This is a genomic window from Providencia sp. PROV156, assembly GCF_028480905.1.
GTDB lineage: Bacteria > Pseudomonadota > Gammaproteobacteria > Enterobacterales > Enterobacteriaceae > Providencia > Providencia hangzhouensis.
On sequence record NZ_JAMPPE010000020.1, the window covers coordinates 73816 to 90944 of the forward strand.

At 40.6% G+C, this 17129-nt stretch carries 12 protein-coding genes and 1 pseudogene; 5 read left to right on the forward strand and 8 right to left on the reverse strand.

Features of this window, described 5'->3' with window-relative positions:
• Positions 1-670 precede the first annotated feature (670 nt).
• Positions 671-1150 (forward strand): Hcp family type VI secretion system effector, encoded by a 480-nt coding sequence (locus tag PSF31_RS15025; protein ID WP_094961537.1) that lies wholly within the window; start codon positions 671-673, stop codon positions 1148-1150.
• 25 nt (positions 1151-1175) lie between these two features.
• On the opposite strand, the gene PSF31_RS15030 is transcribed toward PSF31_RS15025, so the two are convergent.
• The 6 genes and pseudogenes from PSF31_RS15030 to hsdR all read right to left on the reverse strand — a co-directional run bounded on the left by PSF31_RS15030 (position 1176) and on the right by hsdR (position 8781).
• On the reverse strand, positions 1176-1577 hold the full coding sequence (locus PSF31_RS15030; protein WP_094961538.1) for a DUF1240 domain-containing protein: 402 nt from the start codon (positions 1575-1577) through the stop codon (positions 1176-1178).
• Positions 1570-2250 (reverse strand): hypothetical protein, encoded by a 681-nt coding sequence (locus PSF31_RS15035; protein ID WP_232062931.1) that lies wholly within the window; start codon positions 2248-2250, stop codon positions 1570-1572. The genes PSF31_RS15030 and PSF31_RS15035 overlap by 8 nt, the downstream gene beginning before the upstream one ends.
• Positions 2251-2840: 590 nt before the next feature.
• Positions 2841-3004 (reverse strand): annotated as a pseudogene (locus tag PSF31_RS15040) (nuclease); the annotation flags it as partial.
• A gap of 10 nt (positions 3005-3014) precedes the next feature.
• Entirely contained in the window at positions 3015-4796 is a 1782-nt protein-coding gene (locus PSF31_RS15045) for a restriction endonuclease subunit S (protein WP_176489309.1), read from the reverse strand.
• Positions 4796-6268 (reverse strand): N-6 DNA methylase, encoded by a 1473-nt coding sequence (locus PSF31_RS15050; RefSeq protein ID WP_136134075.1) that lies wholly within the window; start codon positions 6266-6268, stop codon positions 4796-4798. Before PSF31_RS15050 ends, PSF31_RS15045 begins: the two co-directional genes overlap by 1 nt.
• Before the next feature lie 71 nt (positions 6269-6339).
• Entirely contained in the window at positions 6340-8781 is a 2442-nt protein-coding gene (gene hsdR / locus PSF31_RS15055; protein WP_096864300.1) for an EcoAI/FtnUII family type I restriction enzme subunit R, read from the reverse strand.
• 556 nt (positions 8782-9337) lie between these two features.
• Here hsdR and PSF31_RS15060 point away from each other — a divergent pair.
• Together PSF31_RS15060 and PSF31_RS15065 are read left to right on the forward strand one after the other, a co-directional pair.
• On the forward strand, positions 9338-10228 hold the full coding sequence (locus PSF31_RS15060) for a LysR family transcriptional regulator (protein WP_036958742.1): 891 nt from the start codon (positions 9338-9340) through the stop codon (positions 10226-10228).
• Positions 10229-10242: 14 nt separating this feature from the next.
• Entirely contained in the window at positions 10243-11127 is an 885-nt protein-coding gene (locus PSF31_RS15065) for a dihydrodipicolinate synthase family protein (RefSeq protein ID WP_094961543.1), read from the forward strand.
• Between the two features lie 60 nt (positions 11128-11187).
• Here PSF31_RS15065 and PSF31_RS15070 read toward each other — a convergent pair whose 3' ends face one another.
• Both PSF31_RS15070 and purB read right to left on the reverse strand, forming a co-directional pair.
• Positions 11188-12567 carry an MmgE/PrpD family protein gene (locus PSF31_RS15070; RefSeq protein WP_094961544.1) on the reverse strand — a complete coding sequence of 460 codons (1380 nt, stop codon included), beginning with the start codon at positions 12565-12567 and terminating at the stop codon, positions 11188-11190.
• A 77-nt stretch (positions 12568-12644) separates the two neighbouring features.
• Positions 12645-14012, reverse strand: coding sequence for an adenylosuccinate lyase (gene purB, locus PSF31_RS15075; protein WP_094961545.1), 1368 nt, complete (start codon positions 14010-14012; stop codon positions 12645-12647).
• 391 nt (positions 14013-14403) lie between these two features.
• Between purB and metC the strand changes: the two genes are divergently transcribed.
• Positions 14404-15579 carry a cystathionine beta-lyase gene (gene metC / locus PSF31_RS15080; protein WP_004264200.1) on the forward strand — a complete coding sequence of 392 codons (1176 nt, stop codon included), beginning with the start codon at positions 14404-14406 and terminating at the stop codon, positions 15577-15579.
• Between the two features lie 34 nt (positions 15580-15613).
• On the forward strand, positions 15614-16984 hold the full coding sequence (gene dcuC, locus PSF31_RS15085; protein ID WP_047756434.1) for a C4-dicarboxylate transporter DcuC: 1371 nt from the start codon (positions 15614-15616) through the stop codon (positions 16982-16984).
• Positions 16985-17129: the final 145 nt, after the last annotated feature.

A 17129-nucleotide genomic window follows, 5' to 3' on the forward strand; every position in this document is an offset into this window, starting at 1 on the left:
AGTATTCAAATCGTCGGACAGTGGGCTACATTAATTTTTTGCTTTGCTTAGAAATTTATTTAGTCCATAAAGTGATGAGTATATATTTAAGTATACAAAAAAATATCTATAAATTTATAACCAACAAAAACAATGCATTGCCTACAAAAAGCGAGTCCGGCCTTCGCACTATCTTGACGTATGCTAACGTCTCAAATCATCCATAAAATAAAAAATATCTAAAAAAAATTAATGACAACTTTATCCAGTGGCATCTTATAACGTCTCTTGATGTCCATCCCCAAAAGGGGCCAAATAAGGGGCACTTCAGTTCGATTGTTATAGGTGCCCCCCTCAATGCCACTCAACGTTAAGCAAATAGAGGTTTTAAAGCCCAAACGCATGGCGATAGCGGAGAGCTTTATCTTAGGCTGCTTAACTGCTGTAGATGAGCCTTTAAGCTAGATTTTATGGCTTTCCCTGCCTCCAGCAACGCGTACAGCCACAAAATGCCTCTGTTCTTAGATAATAACCCTGCCTGACATATGCCAAGCCCTACAAAGGGCTGTAGGTTTTCACTCTTACCCATTCTTGATTCAGCCTTTAAACGTGAATTAAATTGGTGTACTTAACCTAAATTCAGGTAATATGAACAATTAATAGTTAAAGGCCAACGATTACAGGAGAGAGTATGGCATATCCGACGTATTTAGTGTTAAAAGGTAAAAGCCAAGGTTTGATTTCGGCAGGGTGCTCATCTCAGGATTCAATCGGTAATCGTTATCAGGTCGGCCATGAAGACGAAATTCAGATAATCGGCTTAAATAGTGGTTCCTTTCGCGAGCAGAATGCTTCATATAAACCCGTCGTATTTACTAAGCCGATTGATAAATCATCTCCCTTACTTTCAGTGGCTTTGGATAGTAATGAAGTTTTAGAAGCAAAATTTATGTTTTACCGAACAAGTCAAGCTGGTCAACTTGAAAGATATTATGAAATCAAACTTACTGGTGTTTCCTTGATTGAGATTTCCGACATATTTCCTGATTCAATAAAAGATAATGAATCCATGCCATATCAACGGGTTCAAATGAAATACGAATCTATATCAAGAAGTCATTTAATGGCGAACACATCAAGCTACAGTATTAATAGTGAGATGGTTAAGTAGTTTTTAGTATCAAAAGAGATGAATATTACTTACACATCTCTTTTGATATAACGTATTCATTTGGCGCGAAAATAGATGGCTTGTAGCAGGTGTAGTAGCCTTTCGATGCTAAATCAATGCTGACATAGGCGGAAAAGAAAAAGCTAAATATGATACCCACTACCCCGATTCCGGCAAACAAACTGGCTAATTTATTATTCATTTTTTGTGGTTTTTTTGTATATCCACATGTAAAAGATAGGTATGAAAAATAAATAATAAAAGGTGCTGCAAAACAAAGTAGACCAGTTTGAAATGAAAATAAAATTCTATCTTTCATCATGAAATAATTTTTATAATAAATGATAGAGTTATAGAAACAAAATAAAGCTAAAAATAAAAGAAACGCTGCAATTAAATACAATTTAAATGGGTTTATTTTAACCACGACTGAACCTCCCCCACTGTGAGAAAAATTGGTCTGGGTGATAAGGTGTTTCAGGTTTTCTTGGCCTGTGAGTTTTTAAGGCTTTAATAATACTCTCACTAATTTGGAATTCATCATCTAATTTATACAGAGCATAAGCGATTGCTGCTCCTAGTAAAAATATCCCCACGGATATGACAATAACGCTTCCTCCTGTAATTAATCCTGCGGTTGTTAAACCTCCTACAATGGCAGTACTTATCTGTGTGCTAATAGCTAATTTTGCCATATCCATGGTGATGTTCACAAAAAAATCCACTAGTGAATATTCACTTTTGAATATTAATTCTACTACTCTGTAAGCTGCTGAAAAAACGATTGCGAATCGAGTTGCACCAACGGATATGTTATTCATACCTTGGGTTCCTACACCCATGTATAGAATGCGAGGATTGTTGATTAAATACCGAGTCCCATTTAAGTAAGCTCTAACTCCAGCATGCCCAGATAGGCGAATATAAACATTACCGTTTGGGCCAACATATTCAGTTGCTTGGATATTAATATTTCTAAATTCATTGATAATTCTAGTAACACGATGAGCCTCATAGATATTTGATGAGTAATTAGAAATAAAATCACCAATACCAAATAAAGCCTCTTTAGGGTCTTTGAAAGGCGTCGGGGTGGACATATTCTTTAAAATATAATCTGCTTCTTCAATTGTAGCTACTGCAGCAACATTATCATCGTCTTTTTCATTGTTAAGAATACCTTTAATCTTTATTAGATTAGCTTGATAATAAAGCTAATCATAGTTAGGTACTTCTTCGAAGCTAAATTTCGCGTCCGCATCAATGAGTGTTTTTGATACGGGATCATATTTATACGCCATGTTAATTCCCTTTCTAAAATTTAGCTTAGGTTAAGTTTATGAGAAGTGTTGATAGTATTCAATGAAAATATAAATGAGATTATGGATCCTAATAGATAACCCAGTCTGACACATGAAAAGCCCTGATTACACTACTGAGGTAATAGGGCTATAATCTATGATATTCAATAGGTTGCCTTCATTTTTCATTGGCTTATTGCAGAGGGATAGTTAATTTGATCGCCAAATCAGGGACGATATTAGGGAAATGTGAATTCCCCTAGTTTCCCCATAAACTAACAAAACCTAAATTGTCTAAATCCTTATCACCTAAGATTTACTCTTCTTCACCCTCTTGTAATTAAGCCACTTTGTTTGAGTTGAATAGAAAGCTCTACAAGAGGCTGTCTTAAATCAACTTCTAATTTTGACGTGTTCTCAATTATCCATTGGTCAGAGAGAATGGATGGGTCGTTTAAAATCATTTTTCCAGTAGTTGTTCGCTGGCAAGTTTGCTAGTCGTTAGCGGTTGGGGATTATCACCCACACGCCAGATAGCATGATTAATCGGCATCGTCTGTTCCTTAGTTTAATGCTGCGTCGGTGAGCGCATCTGCTAGGTGGAACTGGGTTTGTTGGGCGGATTGCAGTCTAGATTTGAGGTGTTCACATAGCAATGTCAAATTGCGCACTTTCTCAACTATATTTAATTGTTCGTTATAAGAAGGTAAGGCAACCAGTAAGGAAGAAACTTGTATTCTTGATACGTTTTTCATAGAAGAGCTCGTTCCACCAGCAACCTCAGAGTAATAAGTTCGAGAATACTTAGAGTTATTGACTAAATTAATATAGTTAGCATCGACTAATTTAGAGAATTGAAACCTAATGATTTTATCACTAAGCATTAAATGGTTCGGTGGAGAGTCAGGAACTACGACAGAACGAGCTACAAGGTCGGCAGTATTTGCTCTTGAAATTAAAAAATCCCTTGCTTTGACTTCATATTCTATTTTAGGTTCTAAATGTTTTGGAAGAGCTTTATTTTCATTAGGATTGAATTCACTCCATGTGACGGAACTAATTTTCAACACTCCCCAATTGTCATCAACTCTTGGTGAAACCTCGCATTGAGGGCTCCAGCCAGCTTCTGAATTATGGGCTAGATTTCCTAAGCGACACCATTCCCACCCTTGCGGTAACTCAAAAGGTTTTTCTTCATCACTAATCGGTGGTAATGGTTTTTGTTTTTTAATTTTACCGTTTTTCACCATCTGCGCTTTTTCTTGTTCAATACGTTTAAGCAGTTCAGAAGCTGGTTCGTCGTTAGGATCTTGTGGAACCAGTTTACCCATCACTGCTAATTGCAAAATGGTTTGCTTTAGTGCATCGATGCTCGCTTCGGTGGTAAACAGCGTGTCGAAATGCTGATTGATTCGTGACCAGTTTTCAGCGAGTTCTTTTTCGTTTTGGCTATCAGTAAGCGTCGCTAACAGGGTTTCAACTAGTTGCTGATGCGCTTCTAGACTCGTTAGTGATTGTTGTTCCAGTTGATCGCAGAGGGACATTAGTTCCGAGAATGTTTCTACTATTCTTGCTTGTTCAGTCTTTGGTGGAAACGGAATAGGGTAGTTCTCAAAGAAACTTCGTGGTACACGTTTTTGACCCGCTGAACCAGTCATTTGTAATTCACCAATAGTTAAATAATGAGGTGCTTTTATATTAAGTAGAATATATTGAAGATTTAGTTCAGAACTTAATGGGCGAGCAACATGTAATTCTGTTGTACCCACACCCACTCCATTTTTTAAGCCCTCAAAAATGACAGCCTTACTATTTTCAAAGCAAGGTGTTATTTTAGCCAAAGCGATATCTCCGTCCGCAAAATGCGTATAGCCTTTCTTTACTTCTCCCCATTTCTTTATTTCTTGGTCATGTGTACCATCAAATCGTGTAGAAATACAAGGCATTGGGACAAAAGAGATTTCTTGCTCATCATTTGTTACTTCTATTTTGGGGTTAATTAATGCAATCTCATTTAATGAAGTCCACTCCCACCCCTCCGGCAACTCAAACGGTTTTTCATCTTCACTAATTTCTGGCAGCGGCTTCTGTTTTTTAATTTTACCTTGCTTCACCAGCTCCGCTTTCTCAGCTGCAATACGCTTTAACAACTCAGACGCGGGTTCATCATTTGGGTCTTGCGGTACTAATTTACCACGTACTGCCAGTTCTAAGATCAGCTCACGCAGTTTCTTAATACCATAAAGATCAATTTTACCGCTGCTGCCACGTCCTGCGGTGGAGCGAGTTTGTAGTGCAGAAGACCAAATATCGATATGGTCGGTAATCAGTTTCTCAACGGTCATCAGTTTGTTTCCTTATTGCCAGTCAATGCAGCACCGAGGATATCGCGTAACTGATGACGCAGTTTACTGATTTCAGCTTGTTGTGCTTGGTACTGCGCCAGTAATTCGTTGGGATCGTGGCTGATCGTTTCACCTTGATACGGATTTTTGATATCGAGGTTAAAATTACGGGCAATGATTTCATCAATGCTGACTTTCCACGCTTGATTGTTTTCTTCACGGCTTGCAAAGCCATCGGCTTCATTGCCCCACCAGTCGATTTCTGTTTGGAATTCTTCAAACTTCATCGGTTTGGTTTTGCTATAGTTTTTAACTCCCTCAGGGTAGGGGTGTTCGTAGAACCAGATTTCTTTGGTTGGTTGGCCTTTGGTGAAGAAGAGAATATTGGTTTTGATTCCGGTATATGGGTTAAATACGCCATTTGGCAAACGAACAATGGTGTGTAAGTTGCACTCTTCGGTCAGCAGTTTTTTGATTTTGGTTTTGACGCCTTCACCAAACAGTGTGCCATCCGGCAGAACTACGGCTGCACGGCCTTTATCGGACAGCACTTCAATGATCAATTGCAGGAATAGGTCAGCGGTTTCGCGGGTCTGCATTTCTGCTGGGAAGTTTTTCTCGATCCCATCTTCTTCAGTGCCGCCAAATGGCGGGTTGGTAATAATGACGTCGAATTGCTCATCCCAAGCGGATAGAGGCTTGTTTAATGTATTGTCATGACGAATTTGTACCGGAACTTCAATACCATGCAGTAGCATATTCGTGGTGCACAGCAAATGTGGGAGCTGTTTTTTTTCAACACCAAAGATCTGCTGTTGTAGCGTTTTATGATCTTCAGTTGTCTTAACATAATGCTCTTTCACATGGTCGAACGCACAGGCAAGGAAGCCGCCAGTACCACACGCTGGGTCCATAATCGATTCACCCAATCTCGGGTCAATACGGTTGACCATAAAGCGAGTGACCGCACGTGGAGTATAGAACTCACCTGCGTTACCTGCGCTTTGTAAGTCGCGTAGAATTTGTTCATAGATATCACCGAATAAGTGGCGTTCGGTGCTGTTGCTGAAGTCGATTTCATTCAGCTTATTGATGACTTGGCGTAAGAGCGTACCATTTTTCATGTAGTTATAGGCATCGCTAAACGCTTGTTTCACCACAAAGCCCCGTGGGTTTTTATCGATAGGCGCGGTCAGGTTTTTTAAAGCAGGGAATAAATCGTCATTAACGAATTCGAGCAGTTCATCCCCTGTGATTCCCTCGCTGTTTGCCGCCCAAGTACGCCACAAGTAACGCGAGTTAATAGGGAGTTGGTAGTCGTCTTGCTCGAGTTCAAGCTCTTCTTCCTGAGTATCAAATATTTTCAGAAATAATAGCCAAGACAGTTGCCCAAGGCGTTGAGCATCACCGTCTACACCTGCATCTTTGCGCATGATGTCTTGTAAGGATTTAATGACTGAGCTAATCGACATGTTTGTATTCCATTGGTAAAAATGAAGCCACCGGGAGCGGGTGGCTCACGGTGGTAAAATAATATGGGTTATTAGGCCTGGCGAGGTGGTAACTGATAAATTTGGTCTTCCAGTTCATTGACGGCTTGCTCGTATGCTTGTTTATTTCCAAAACTACTTTTGATGATTTCTAGCGGACGGCCTAGGCTGTCGAACGGTTTTAGTTTTAGCACCTGAATATCTTCGATTTCCTGCACGCCTTCATCCGCGTATTTATCCAGCAAGGTATTGAGTACATGCTGTGCAGGTTCTGAATATTTGGTGAAGTAATTACGTTTACGCACGTTGTCAGCCCGTTCTTTACGCGTCAGGGGCGGTTGACCATAAACCACATGACAAAGGAGATCGAATGGGTCAAGGTCTTTACCCACTTCTTCTGCTAACACTTCCCAAAGCACACCAAGCTGCTGAAGTTCATCAATGATAACCTGTTTGCGTTCGGCAGAGTGCCATTTTCGAATGAAGTTATCAAGAGAGGCAAAGTCTTTATCTTTGAGAAGCGTTTTACGGGTATAGTCCTGAAAGGATTCGGTGACTAATTTACCATCGGCATCGTAATATTGAACGCGTTTTGCCAGTACTTTTACGGTGACGCCGTTGACATGATATTTGCGAATTCTGTTTTCTTCGCACTCTTCGAAAGCACCATTGGCACTTTCTGATGTGGCGCCATAGTGAGCGGATGATTCTTCTGCGCCCATAAATACGTCGTTATCTAACGTTTCGCTTTCTGACGTTTCACCTTCGAGTATTTCATTGAAATCCGATTCAGGATCGGAAATATCTTTAGGTGTTGTGCGGATCACTTTTTCAGGCACGCCATCAAAGCGCTCATCTGCAAACAGTTCGGTGGCTTTTTTGAAATCGAGAATGGTGAACCAGAGTTTATCGAACTTCTCGTTAATACGTGTTCCACGCCCGATGATCTGCTTAAATTTGGTCATGGATTGAATGTTTTGATCTAGCACGACCAGTTTGCAGGTCTGCGCATCCACACCCGTACTCATCAGTTCTGAGGTGGTTGCAATCACTGGGTAAGGCTTTTTCGGGTTGATGAAATTATCGAGTTGCGCCTTACCGATGTCGTCATCGCCAGTGATTTTCATCACGTATTTTTCATTTATTCGCACTTGTTCTGGGTTTAGGTTTACCAACGCACGGCGCATACGTTCAGCGTGGTCAACATCGTTACAAAAAACGATGGTTTTATCCATAGGATTAGTGCGTTTTAGGTAGTTAGTGATGGTTTGTGCGACCAATTGGGTACGCTCATCAATCACCATAGTGCGGTCAAAGTCTTTTTGATTATAAATTCGGTCATCAATCAGTTGGCCTTGTTTATCAACTTGGCCTTTAGTGGGGCGCCAACCTTGTAAGTCGACATCGATATCGACTCGAACCACTTTATAAGGCGCCAGGAAGCCGTCTTCGATGCCTTCTTTAAGTGAATAAGTGTAAACGGGGTCGCCAAAGTAATCAGTGCTGGAAACGTCATCGGTTTCTTTTGGTGTTGCAGTCAAGCCAATTTGGGTCGCACTGCTGAAGTATTCAAGAATTTCTCGCCATGCGCTGTTTTCCGATGCACTACCGCGATGGCACTCGTCGATAACAATCAAATCAAAGAAATCGGGAGCAACTTGCTTAAAGGCTTTTTGGTGTTCTTCTGGGCCTGTAATTGCTTGGTAGAGTGCCAATTGAATTTCATAAGCTGGGTCAATTGTTCTACCAGTCACCTTTGCCATTACGCTACCAAAGGGTTGGAAGTCGTTATTTTTAGTTTGGTCGACAAGGATATTGCGGTCGGCAAGAAACAGAATGCGTTTTTTATTTTTAGCTTTCCATAAGCGCCAAATAATTTGAAATGCGGTATAGGTTTTGCCAGTACCTGTCGCCATTACGAGTAATACACGTTTTTGCCCAGCAGAAACGGCTTCTACAGTTTTATTAATGGCTTGTAGCTGGTAATAACGAGGGGATTTGCCGCTACTGTCATCGTAATAGTCTTGGCTGATGACAGGCAATTGTTCAGCGGTAAAACCTTTCCAAATACAGTATTTAGTCCAAAGCTGTTCAGGTGTTGGAAAATCGTCGAGTGTAATTTCGGATTCAAGCTGCGCAGGATTTGTTTTGTCGTGGAAGATAAAACCATCACCATTAGAAGCAAAAATAAAAGGGACATCGAGTAGGCGCGCGTAATCTAGCCCTTGCTGCATCCCTTTTCCCATCTCGTGTTTATTCGCTTTAGCTTCTATGACTGCAAGTGGTAACCCCGGCTTATGGTAGAGCACTATGTCGGCTGATTTCACTGTCAACCGTGCTGCTAGCTTACCACGCACAACGACTTTACCATCGCGAAGTTTGACTTCTTGGCGGATCTGCGACATCAAGTTCCAACCCGCATCTTTAATTGCAGGGAGGATAAATTTAGTGATGATGTCTGTTTCAGTCAGATGAGTTTTATTCACACCAGCCATAGCAGCTCTCTCAACAAAATTGGGATTAGTGCTTAATTATACACAGAATATAGGGGTGAGTTAGGTTATAAAATGAATAGCATTATAATTATTAAAATCCATTAATATTTAAATTGTTTATATGCAAATCACTCTTCTATTTTAAGCCGATGTTCCTCTGTAACATTCTTCGCAGCAATACATAAAATCCCCTTTTGGCAGTTCGGGCAACATTTTTGATTGAGTGTGAAGTAGTCACGTCACTACACACAAAATCAATCAGTGACTTTTGAAATTGGGGATACCGAATGAAATTACTGACTAAGTTTATCTGATGGCAAACTCTTTTGAGGAGAATCGCCTATAAATAACCATTTGTTATGTCTTTCCATCTGTAGCTACTTTATCAATCGTATTATGGCGGATATTCAGGTAGTCAAATTTATTATTAAGTCGCTACAATTTAGAGCCAAACTATTGAGCTCTAACATAGATTATTTAAGGCTTTCTTCTTAGTATGTAAATTAAACACTTTTGTTGGATGACACCACACACCTTAAGAAAAGAGATAACTAAAATGCCAGCTGCTAAACGTCCTATTTTTAATTTAGAGCTTGATTTACTTCGCACTTTTATTGCGGTTGTTGATGGTGCAACTTTTGCCGCCGCCGCAGAATCTGTTTGCCGAACGCAATCAGCGGTGAGTCAACAAATGCAACGGCTGGAGTCACTCATTGGCAAGGAGTTATTTGTCCGGCAGGGCAGAAATAAAGCATTGACGGACTCTGGTACACAACTATTGAGCTATGCCCGCCGTATTTTACGTCTTAATGATGAGGCATGTTTATCACTAGTTTATGAAGAAATTGACGGAGTATTAAAAATTGGTTCGCCAGATGACACCGCGAATACTATATTGCCTGATTTATTAGCCAGATTTTCAGGAGCTTATCCAAATTTAATCATGGATATTATTGTCAAGCGCAGCCCATTTCTTATGTCAATGTTAGAGGATAATGAACTCGATTTGGCGATCTCAACCGAGGAGCATGTTGGCTACCCTAAAATTGTCTTACGTGTTTCCCCTTCACTATGGTATTGCGGGAAACATTTTAGTTTTAACTTAGAGCAGCCGCTGCCATTAGTTGTGTTAGATGAGCCGAGTACTTATCGCGAGATGATGATCAATCACCTCGAACAACAGCAAATACCTTGGCGCATTGCTTATATGGCGACAACACTATCTGGGGCACGCGCTGCGGTTAGGGCGGGATTGGGTATTATGGCTCGCTCAATTGAGCTTTCAGGGGAGGATTTACGCATACTCGGTGAGGATGAAGGGCTACCAGTACTTCCGGCAATTCGATATAACCTGTATCTCAACTCAAAAAGCCCAACCAAAGCCGCACAAATTCTTTTTAACTCATTAAAAAATGAACAAACAGCCGTTATCTCCCATAACAACTAAAATTAGGAATAATTATGACCCATTTTCACGGTATTTTTCCTTATCTTGTTTCACCAGTCGATCAAACTAAAGGTACTGTTCTTGAATCATCTCTTCGTCACCTAATTGAGCACCTCATTTCGAGCGGAGTTCACGGATTGAGCCCATTAGGGAGCACTGGTGAATACGCATATTTGTCACAGGAATTACGAAATGAGGTGGTTCGCATTACAGTTGATCAAGCTGCGGGGCGAGTACCTGTATTAGCGGGGGTTGCCAGTTTCTCAACGTCAGATGCATGTTTTCAAGCGGAACAGTATGCCAATTTAGGTGTGGATGGCATGGTGCTGATATCGCAAAAAATGTACCCTCTGAGTGATAAAGCCCAATTGGGTTATTTCCAAACAATAGCGGAGTCTTTTCCTGAAAAATCCATGACGGTCTATACCAACCCTGGTTTGCTGGGGGATGTACTGTCTATTTCTCTTTTGAATGAATTAAGCTATATCCCTAATATCGAATATGTTAAAGATGCATCGAGTAATACTGGAAGGTTATTAACGATGCTCAACACCTTCGGTGAGCGGGTTAAAATTTTTAGTGCCTCAGCTCATATTCCTTTATTAGTCATTAAATTAGGTGGTGTGGGCTGGATGGCGGGTCCTGCCTGTGTGTTGCCAAAACAGTGTGTTGAACTGTATGAGTTGGCCACTAGAGGGGATTGGGATACAGCGTTAGCAAAACAGAAAGAAATGTGGCAAATCAACGAAGCTTTTACGCAATATGCATTAGCGTCATGTATTAAAGCATCTTTAAACATTCAAGGGTTTAATGTTGGTGACCCGATCCTTCCACAAGAACCTCTCAATGATGTTGCTATTGCTCATTTACAGCAAATTATTGCTCAGTTAAATGAATAATAAGAGGAAGGAAAAATAGAAGCCCATTCAGTGTGGGCTTCTATTCGTTAGTCGGTCTTATTAAAGACCAACACGCAATAGCTGTGTGATAGCCGATATAGTTTTCGCTTCAAAAGATAATACACTTTTAGCAAGCTGCGCAGCTTGTTCATTTTTCATTACCAGCCCTGCATTGTCATAGAATTTGCTCACAATATCCTCCAAAGACATTGGATTTTGTGGGTTACCGTATTGGATATCTAATCGTTCCGTTATTGTCTCACCATGGGTTAATGTGACAAAAATTAGGCCGGGAAAATAGGTTGGGAAAGGAATTTCATTTTCAGTGGGATAACGATAGCTGACTTTTTTCGCGAGGTTTTGGATATCTGCTCGCTGTAAATTTTCGGTAGAGAGCAAACTTAATGTTAATTTGTCTTCGATAAAACCAGCGGCAAACAACCACGGGAGGCTAAATTTCGCTGCATAGGCACTCTGAGGTGCCCATTTTTGTTCTGGTGGCTCACAAATTAAGGCCGCTGCAACGGGATCGACAACGCATTCTACTTTTGCAATTTGATCGAGGGTTATTCCTCGTTGTAATAATCGTCTCCCACAATCGACGGTGGCATGAGCAAAATGGCAAACAGGGTAGGGCTTAATGGAAACATTCATGAATTGCCAAACATTACCTAAGTCTTGGGCGACTTGCTCGGGATGTGCCTTTTCACGGAGACCATGTGTTTGGTACAGACTATAGCGTCCTTCAAAAATAGTTTCTGGCCCTGTCATTCCGCCTTTAGCTAAACAAGCTGCAATAATGCCTGATTGCGCAGCCCATCCCGCATGAAAACATTTTGCTGACGAGCTATTGGTTAGGTATTCAGCAACACCACTGGCTTGGCTTCCTGTTAGGCCTAGAGCGTTAACTGTTTGTTCCCGAGTTAATTTGAGTAATGAAGCTGCACAAGCCGTCGCACCAAAAATACCCGCTATAGCTGTAGAGTGGAAGCCGCGTAGGTGAAACCCGCTATGACTTGCTAATCCCACTCTGGCTGCGACTTCCCAGCCAATAATCCATGCAGTAAGGATCTCTTTTGTTGTCGCCTGTAAATGTTCACCGAGTGCAAAGGCTATAGGAGTAAGTACGGCACTACCGTGAGTGATTGAGTCGGTGTGTGTATCATCAAAATCTAATACATGCGCAGAAATACCATTTGCTAAAGCGGCGGTGGTAGTTGAAACGGTTTGGTTACTTCCCCAAATTGGAATTTTTCCTTGATGATCAGGTAAATAAGCAACTCCCTTACGGCATTGTGTTGCGCTTTGTTGGAGGCTTCCGGCAAGTGCAACGCCTAATGTATCGAGTAAATGATATTTGGCGCGTTCAATAACTTGCGGTGGAATATCAGAAAATGATAGGGATGTGATAAATTGGCTTAGCTGTTGGCTTAATGTCATAGATACCTCTGGTGAATGAAAAAGCCAGCACTTGACTGGCTTTAAGAAAGTAGAGATTTAAACTTTGCTAAAATGAATTAGTCATTAAGCCAACCGGATGCTTTGGTTTGTTCTATTACTCGAGTGACTTGTTCAGGTGCATTCCCTACATAGGTCGTTGGGTCTAATAGGGCATCAAGTTCTTCTTGCGTTATATGGTCACGAATGCGCGTGTCACGGTTAATGGCCTCAATAAAGGTGATGCCTTCTTCTTGGCCAGACATAGAAGCTTCATAAACAATTTCATGGGCAGTTTGTTTACCCGCTTTGTCTGACAGCGCAAACATGACGCGCTCAGCAAGCATAAATCCACCTAAAATATCTAAATTTTGGCGCATCTTATCGGTATGTACGTTTAATCCCCCTAATACAGTTTTCATGTTATCGAAGATCACCGAAAGCATCAGGCACATTTCTGGCATCACTTTCCATTCCATCTTCCAAATCGCACCATCTCTTTCGTGTTGGTGTTTCATCATGTCGGTAAGCACAGAAAGGTTAGCTTTCAATGTATTACTGACACAGGCCGCATTTTCGACAATGGCAGGGTTACGCTTGTGTGGCATCGTTGAGGAGCCAACTTGACCTTTACTAAAAGGCTCTGAAAGTTCATCAATTTCATTGTGGGCTAATAATAAAATTTCATTGGCAATTTTCCCTAATGTGCCACTAATTAAACCGATCAGCATGCCATATTCACTAAATCGGTCACGAGCCGGCTGCCAAGAAATCTCAGGGGTGCCTAAACCGAGTCGATTTAATACACGAACTTCAAGCTCATCTGCTTTGTCGCTCAATGAGGCCTTAGTTCCAACAGCGCCAACAACGCTACCAACGAATAAGCGAGGTTCGATTTCTTTTAACCGTTGATAATGGCGTGCTAATTCCGTTAACCAAATAGCAGTTTTGTGGCCAAAAGTAATCGGTAGGGCTTGTAAGGCTAAGGTTCGTCCAGGCATTGGTGTATTGCGATGTTTTTCGCTTAACGATAATAGAGAACGCCCTAATATTTTGATATCACGTAAAAAAATGTTATGAGCCTCTTTTAGTTGAAGCACTAAGCCTGTGTCCATAACATCTTGTGTCGTGGGCCCAAAATGGACATATTCACCAAAATGTTCAGGGCAAGCATGCTCTAAACCACGAATGGTTGGAACAAGTGGATGACGAGTTAAACGCACTTGCTCTAAGATGAAATCCATATCTAACTTTTCAAGTTTTGCCGTATCAGCAATGACCTCTGCGGCTTGCTTTGGAATTAAACCTAATTCAGCTTGTTCAATCGCTAATGCAGCTTCGTAATCAAGCCAATTTTGCATTCTGACCTTATCAGAAAAAATAGCGCGCATTTCTTCTGTAGACCATAAGTTTTTTAATAATACAGAATCAAAAACACTGGTACCCATAATATTCCCCTGTATAAGAATAATATTGAAAATTAAAAGGTGGTTATTTGTTAGAGAGTTGCTTTATTTATGCAATAAAAAATAAAAATAAACACCTTAATAAGATTAATGTTAATAAAAGACTTTCTTATGTATTTATTTTTCCATTTAAATCAATTTGTTATATTTTAATTTATTGTTTATTACATATCGATTTTAATTCTTAATTTTCTCTTAAGTTTTCATTAATTTAATTAATGCTCATTTATATGATGAAGATCATCTTTTTAAATAAGTCATGTTTTAAAAGGAAAGTAATTTGATATACATAATATGAAATCGAACTTTTAAAAATAAATAACCTTCCTTTTAATTACTAGGGAATCTATTTCTATATTTGGAGAAATAAACAATGACATTAAATAAATATACAAAATTAATACATAGTGGACGACAACCTATTACAACATCAGGACCAATTAATCCGCCAGTAATGAGAGCGAGTACTATTGTTTTTGATTCAATTAAAAGCTGGCGTGATGTTCGCGATCGCCGCGCAACGGAACGTGTTTTAAGTTACGGTGCGCGAGGTACAGAAACCGCATTTGCACTCGAAAGCCTGGTGACTGAATTAGAAGGGGGCTATAGAGCGCAATTATTTCCTACGGGTCTAGCCGCGATTGCAGTCACTATTATGGGCTATGCACACAGTGGTGGGCACGTATTGTTTGCAGATTCTGTTTATGAACCTGTACGTAAAATAGCCGATGCTTTTTTAAAACCAAATAACATCGCCTACAGCTTCTTTAAAACAGATGCTTCAGATTTTGAGCAAAAAATTCAAAGTAATACACAACTTATTTTTGTTGAATCCCCAGGTTCATTACTTTATGAAATGTTGGATTTACCCGAAATATGCCGTATTGCACATGAAAGAAATATCCCAGTGGGTGTTGACAACACTTGGGGTTCAGCATGGCTATATAACCCGTTGGAATTAGGCGCAGATGTCTCTGTGATTGCAGCGACAAAATACCTTTGTGGGCACTCTGATGTGATGATGGGAATTATGGTTGCGACAGAAAAAGCGTGGAAACAAATTGGCGCTTTGCCAGAAGCTTTAGGTCAAGCCAGTAGCCCCGATGATGCTGCCTTAGTTTTACGAGGGATGCGTACTTTAGGGCAGCGATTAGCTGCGCATGGCAAAGCTGCACTAGCGATTTCGCAATGGCTGGAAACGCGTTCTGAAGTGGAAAAAGTCTGGTTCCCTGAATTGCCATCTCATCCACGCCATGATTTATGGAAGCGTGACTGCAAAGGTAGTAATGGCTTATTAACCATTGAATTCAAAAAACAATATACCGCGAAGCAAACAGAAAACTTTATTGATGCTCTAGCCCTGTTTGGTATTGGCGCATCGTGGGGTGGGTTCGAAAGCCTCGCACTACCCGCTAACGTAGTCGGCGCAAGAACAGCATCAGATTGGAGCGAAGGTCATGGGCCTTTTGTTCGTTTACATATTGGCTTGGAGTCTGTGGATGATTTGATAGCGGATATTACACAAGCATTTTCAACATTAAATCAATAACAATAAAGCTGCACCAATACTGGGGAATTCTTCTATGACAGGTTTAATCATTGCCGCGCTAGTTACAGCGCTGGTTGTTTACCTGCTGGCTCGGGGTTATAAACCTCAGCCAGTCTTGTTGCTAGGGGGCTTACTTTTGTTGCTCCTAACCGCATCTTTAGATCTTAATTCATTGTTACCAGAAAATAAAACCACGCATTTTAAGTACTTTGATATCTTCCAAATTTTTACTGATATCATGAGCTCTCGATTAGCTGGCTTAGGGTTAACATTAATGGCGATTGCTGGATTCTCCCGTTATATGGAGCATGTGGGAGCTAGTCGCGCATTATTTGCTATTTTTGAAAAGCCGCTAAAGACCATTAAATCACCTTATTTGCTATTAGTGATTTCATTTCTAGTGACGCAAGTTCTGGTGATTTTCATTCCAAGCCATGCAGGGTTGGGGATGTTATTAATGGTGACAATGTACCCTATATTAATTCGTTCGGGAATCAGCCCACTCTCTGCTTTAGCGGTTATCGGTTGTTGCCAGTTTATCGACCATGGACCCGGTTCTGGTAATGTCATTATGGCAGCGAAAACCGCGGATATTGAACCCGCTGTTTACTTTGTTCAACACCAATTACCCGTAACTATCCCTATTATTATTGCAGTGGCAATCACCCATTTCTTTGTTCAGCGTTGGTGGGATAAGCGTGAAGGGTTTGTTTTTGACTTGAGCAAAATTGATACTATTAAAGAAGATGGCGGTAATAAAGTCCCATTGTCTTATGCGTTGTTACCAGTTATTCCATTGATCCTAATTATCGGGTTTAGCCCATTATTACACCCATATATTAAGTTGGAAGTTACCACCGCGATGATTATCAGTACCGTCATTGCACTGATTTTTGAATACGTCCGTTTACGTGATGCGAAAGCCGTCATGGACAGCTTTATGTTGTTCTTTGAAGGAATGGGGAAACAGTTTGTTTTAGTCGTTTCTTTGATTGTTTCAGGGGAGTTTTTCGCAAATGGATTACTCAAAAGTGGGGCGGTGGATACGTTAATTAGCGCAGCTCAAGATGCCGGCTTTGGTATTGGTGCGATGATTATTGTTATGAGTGCCATCCTTGCACTCGCGGCTTTCCTGATGGGCTCAGGGAATGCAGCATTCTTCTCTTTTGCTGCATTGACACCGAAAATTGCTGCTTTCCTTAAAGTGGATGTGGTGACACTCATTTTACCGATGCAAATTATGACAAGCTTTGGGCGTACTGTGTCACCTATCACTGCAGCAATTGTTGCAATTGCAGGAATTGCAGGGGTTTCGCCGTTCCAAATAGTAAAACGAACGGCAATCCCAATGGCAGTTGCCGCAATCGTTAACCTTGTCGTAACTTTCTACTTTTTATACTTCTAATTAGACTCGCGCATTTATCCCTTAAACTTTTCGTTACTCTTCGGTTTAAGGGATTTTTTTATTGATAAGCGGGCTATTATTCATCCTTTATTCATCCTTTTATCACAAGCTATCTCAATGATAGTATGGTGCTTGATTCTAACTT

Excerpts from the sequence above, each read along its gene's own strand:
- PSF31_RS15035 (WP_232062931.1), bottom strand. The coding sequence starts at position 2,250 with ATGTCCACCCCGACGCCTTTCAAAGACCCTAAAGAGGCTTTATTTGGT.
- PSF31_RS15065 (WP_094961543.1), top strand. The coding sequence starts at position 10,243 with ATGACCCATTTTCACGGTATTTTTCCTTATCTTGTTTCACCAGTCGAT.
- PSF31_RS15050 (WP_136134075.1), bottom strand. The coding sequence starts at position 6,268 with ATGTCGATTAGCTCAGTCATTAAATCCTTACAAGACATCATGCGCAAA.
- metC (WP_004264200.1), top strand. The coding sequence starts at position 14,404 with ATGACATTAAATAAATATACAAAATTAATACATAGTGGACGACAACCT.
- PSF31_RS15070 (WP_094961544.1), bottom strand. The coding sequence starts at position 12,567 with ATGACATTAAGCCAACAGCTAAGCCAATTTATCACATCCCTATCATTT.
- PSF31_RS15045 (WP_176489309.1), bottom strand. The coding sequence starts at position 4,796 with ATGACCGTTGAGAAACTGATTACCGACCATATCGATATTTGGTCTTCT.
- PSF31_RS15025 (WP_094961537.1), top strand. The coding sequence starts at position 671 with ATGGCATATCCGACGTATTTAGTGTTAAAAGGTAAAAGCCAAGGTTTG.
- PSF31_RS15060 (WP_036958742.1), top strand. The coding sequence starts at position 9,338 with ATGCCAGCTGCTAAACGTCCTATTTTTAATTTAGAGCTTGATTTACTT.
- dcuC (WP_047756434.1), top strand. The coding sequence starts at position 15,614 with ATGACAGGTTTAATCATTGCCGCGCTAGTTACAGCGCTGGTTGTTTAC.
- hsdR (WP_096864300.1), bottom strand. The coding sequence starts at position 8,781 with ATGGCTGGTGTGAATAAAACTCATCTGACTGAAACAGACATCATCACT.
- purB (WP_094961545.1), bottom strand. The coding sequence starts at position 14,012 with ATGGGTACCAGTGTTTTTGATTCTGTATTATTAAAAAACTTATGGTCT.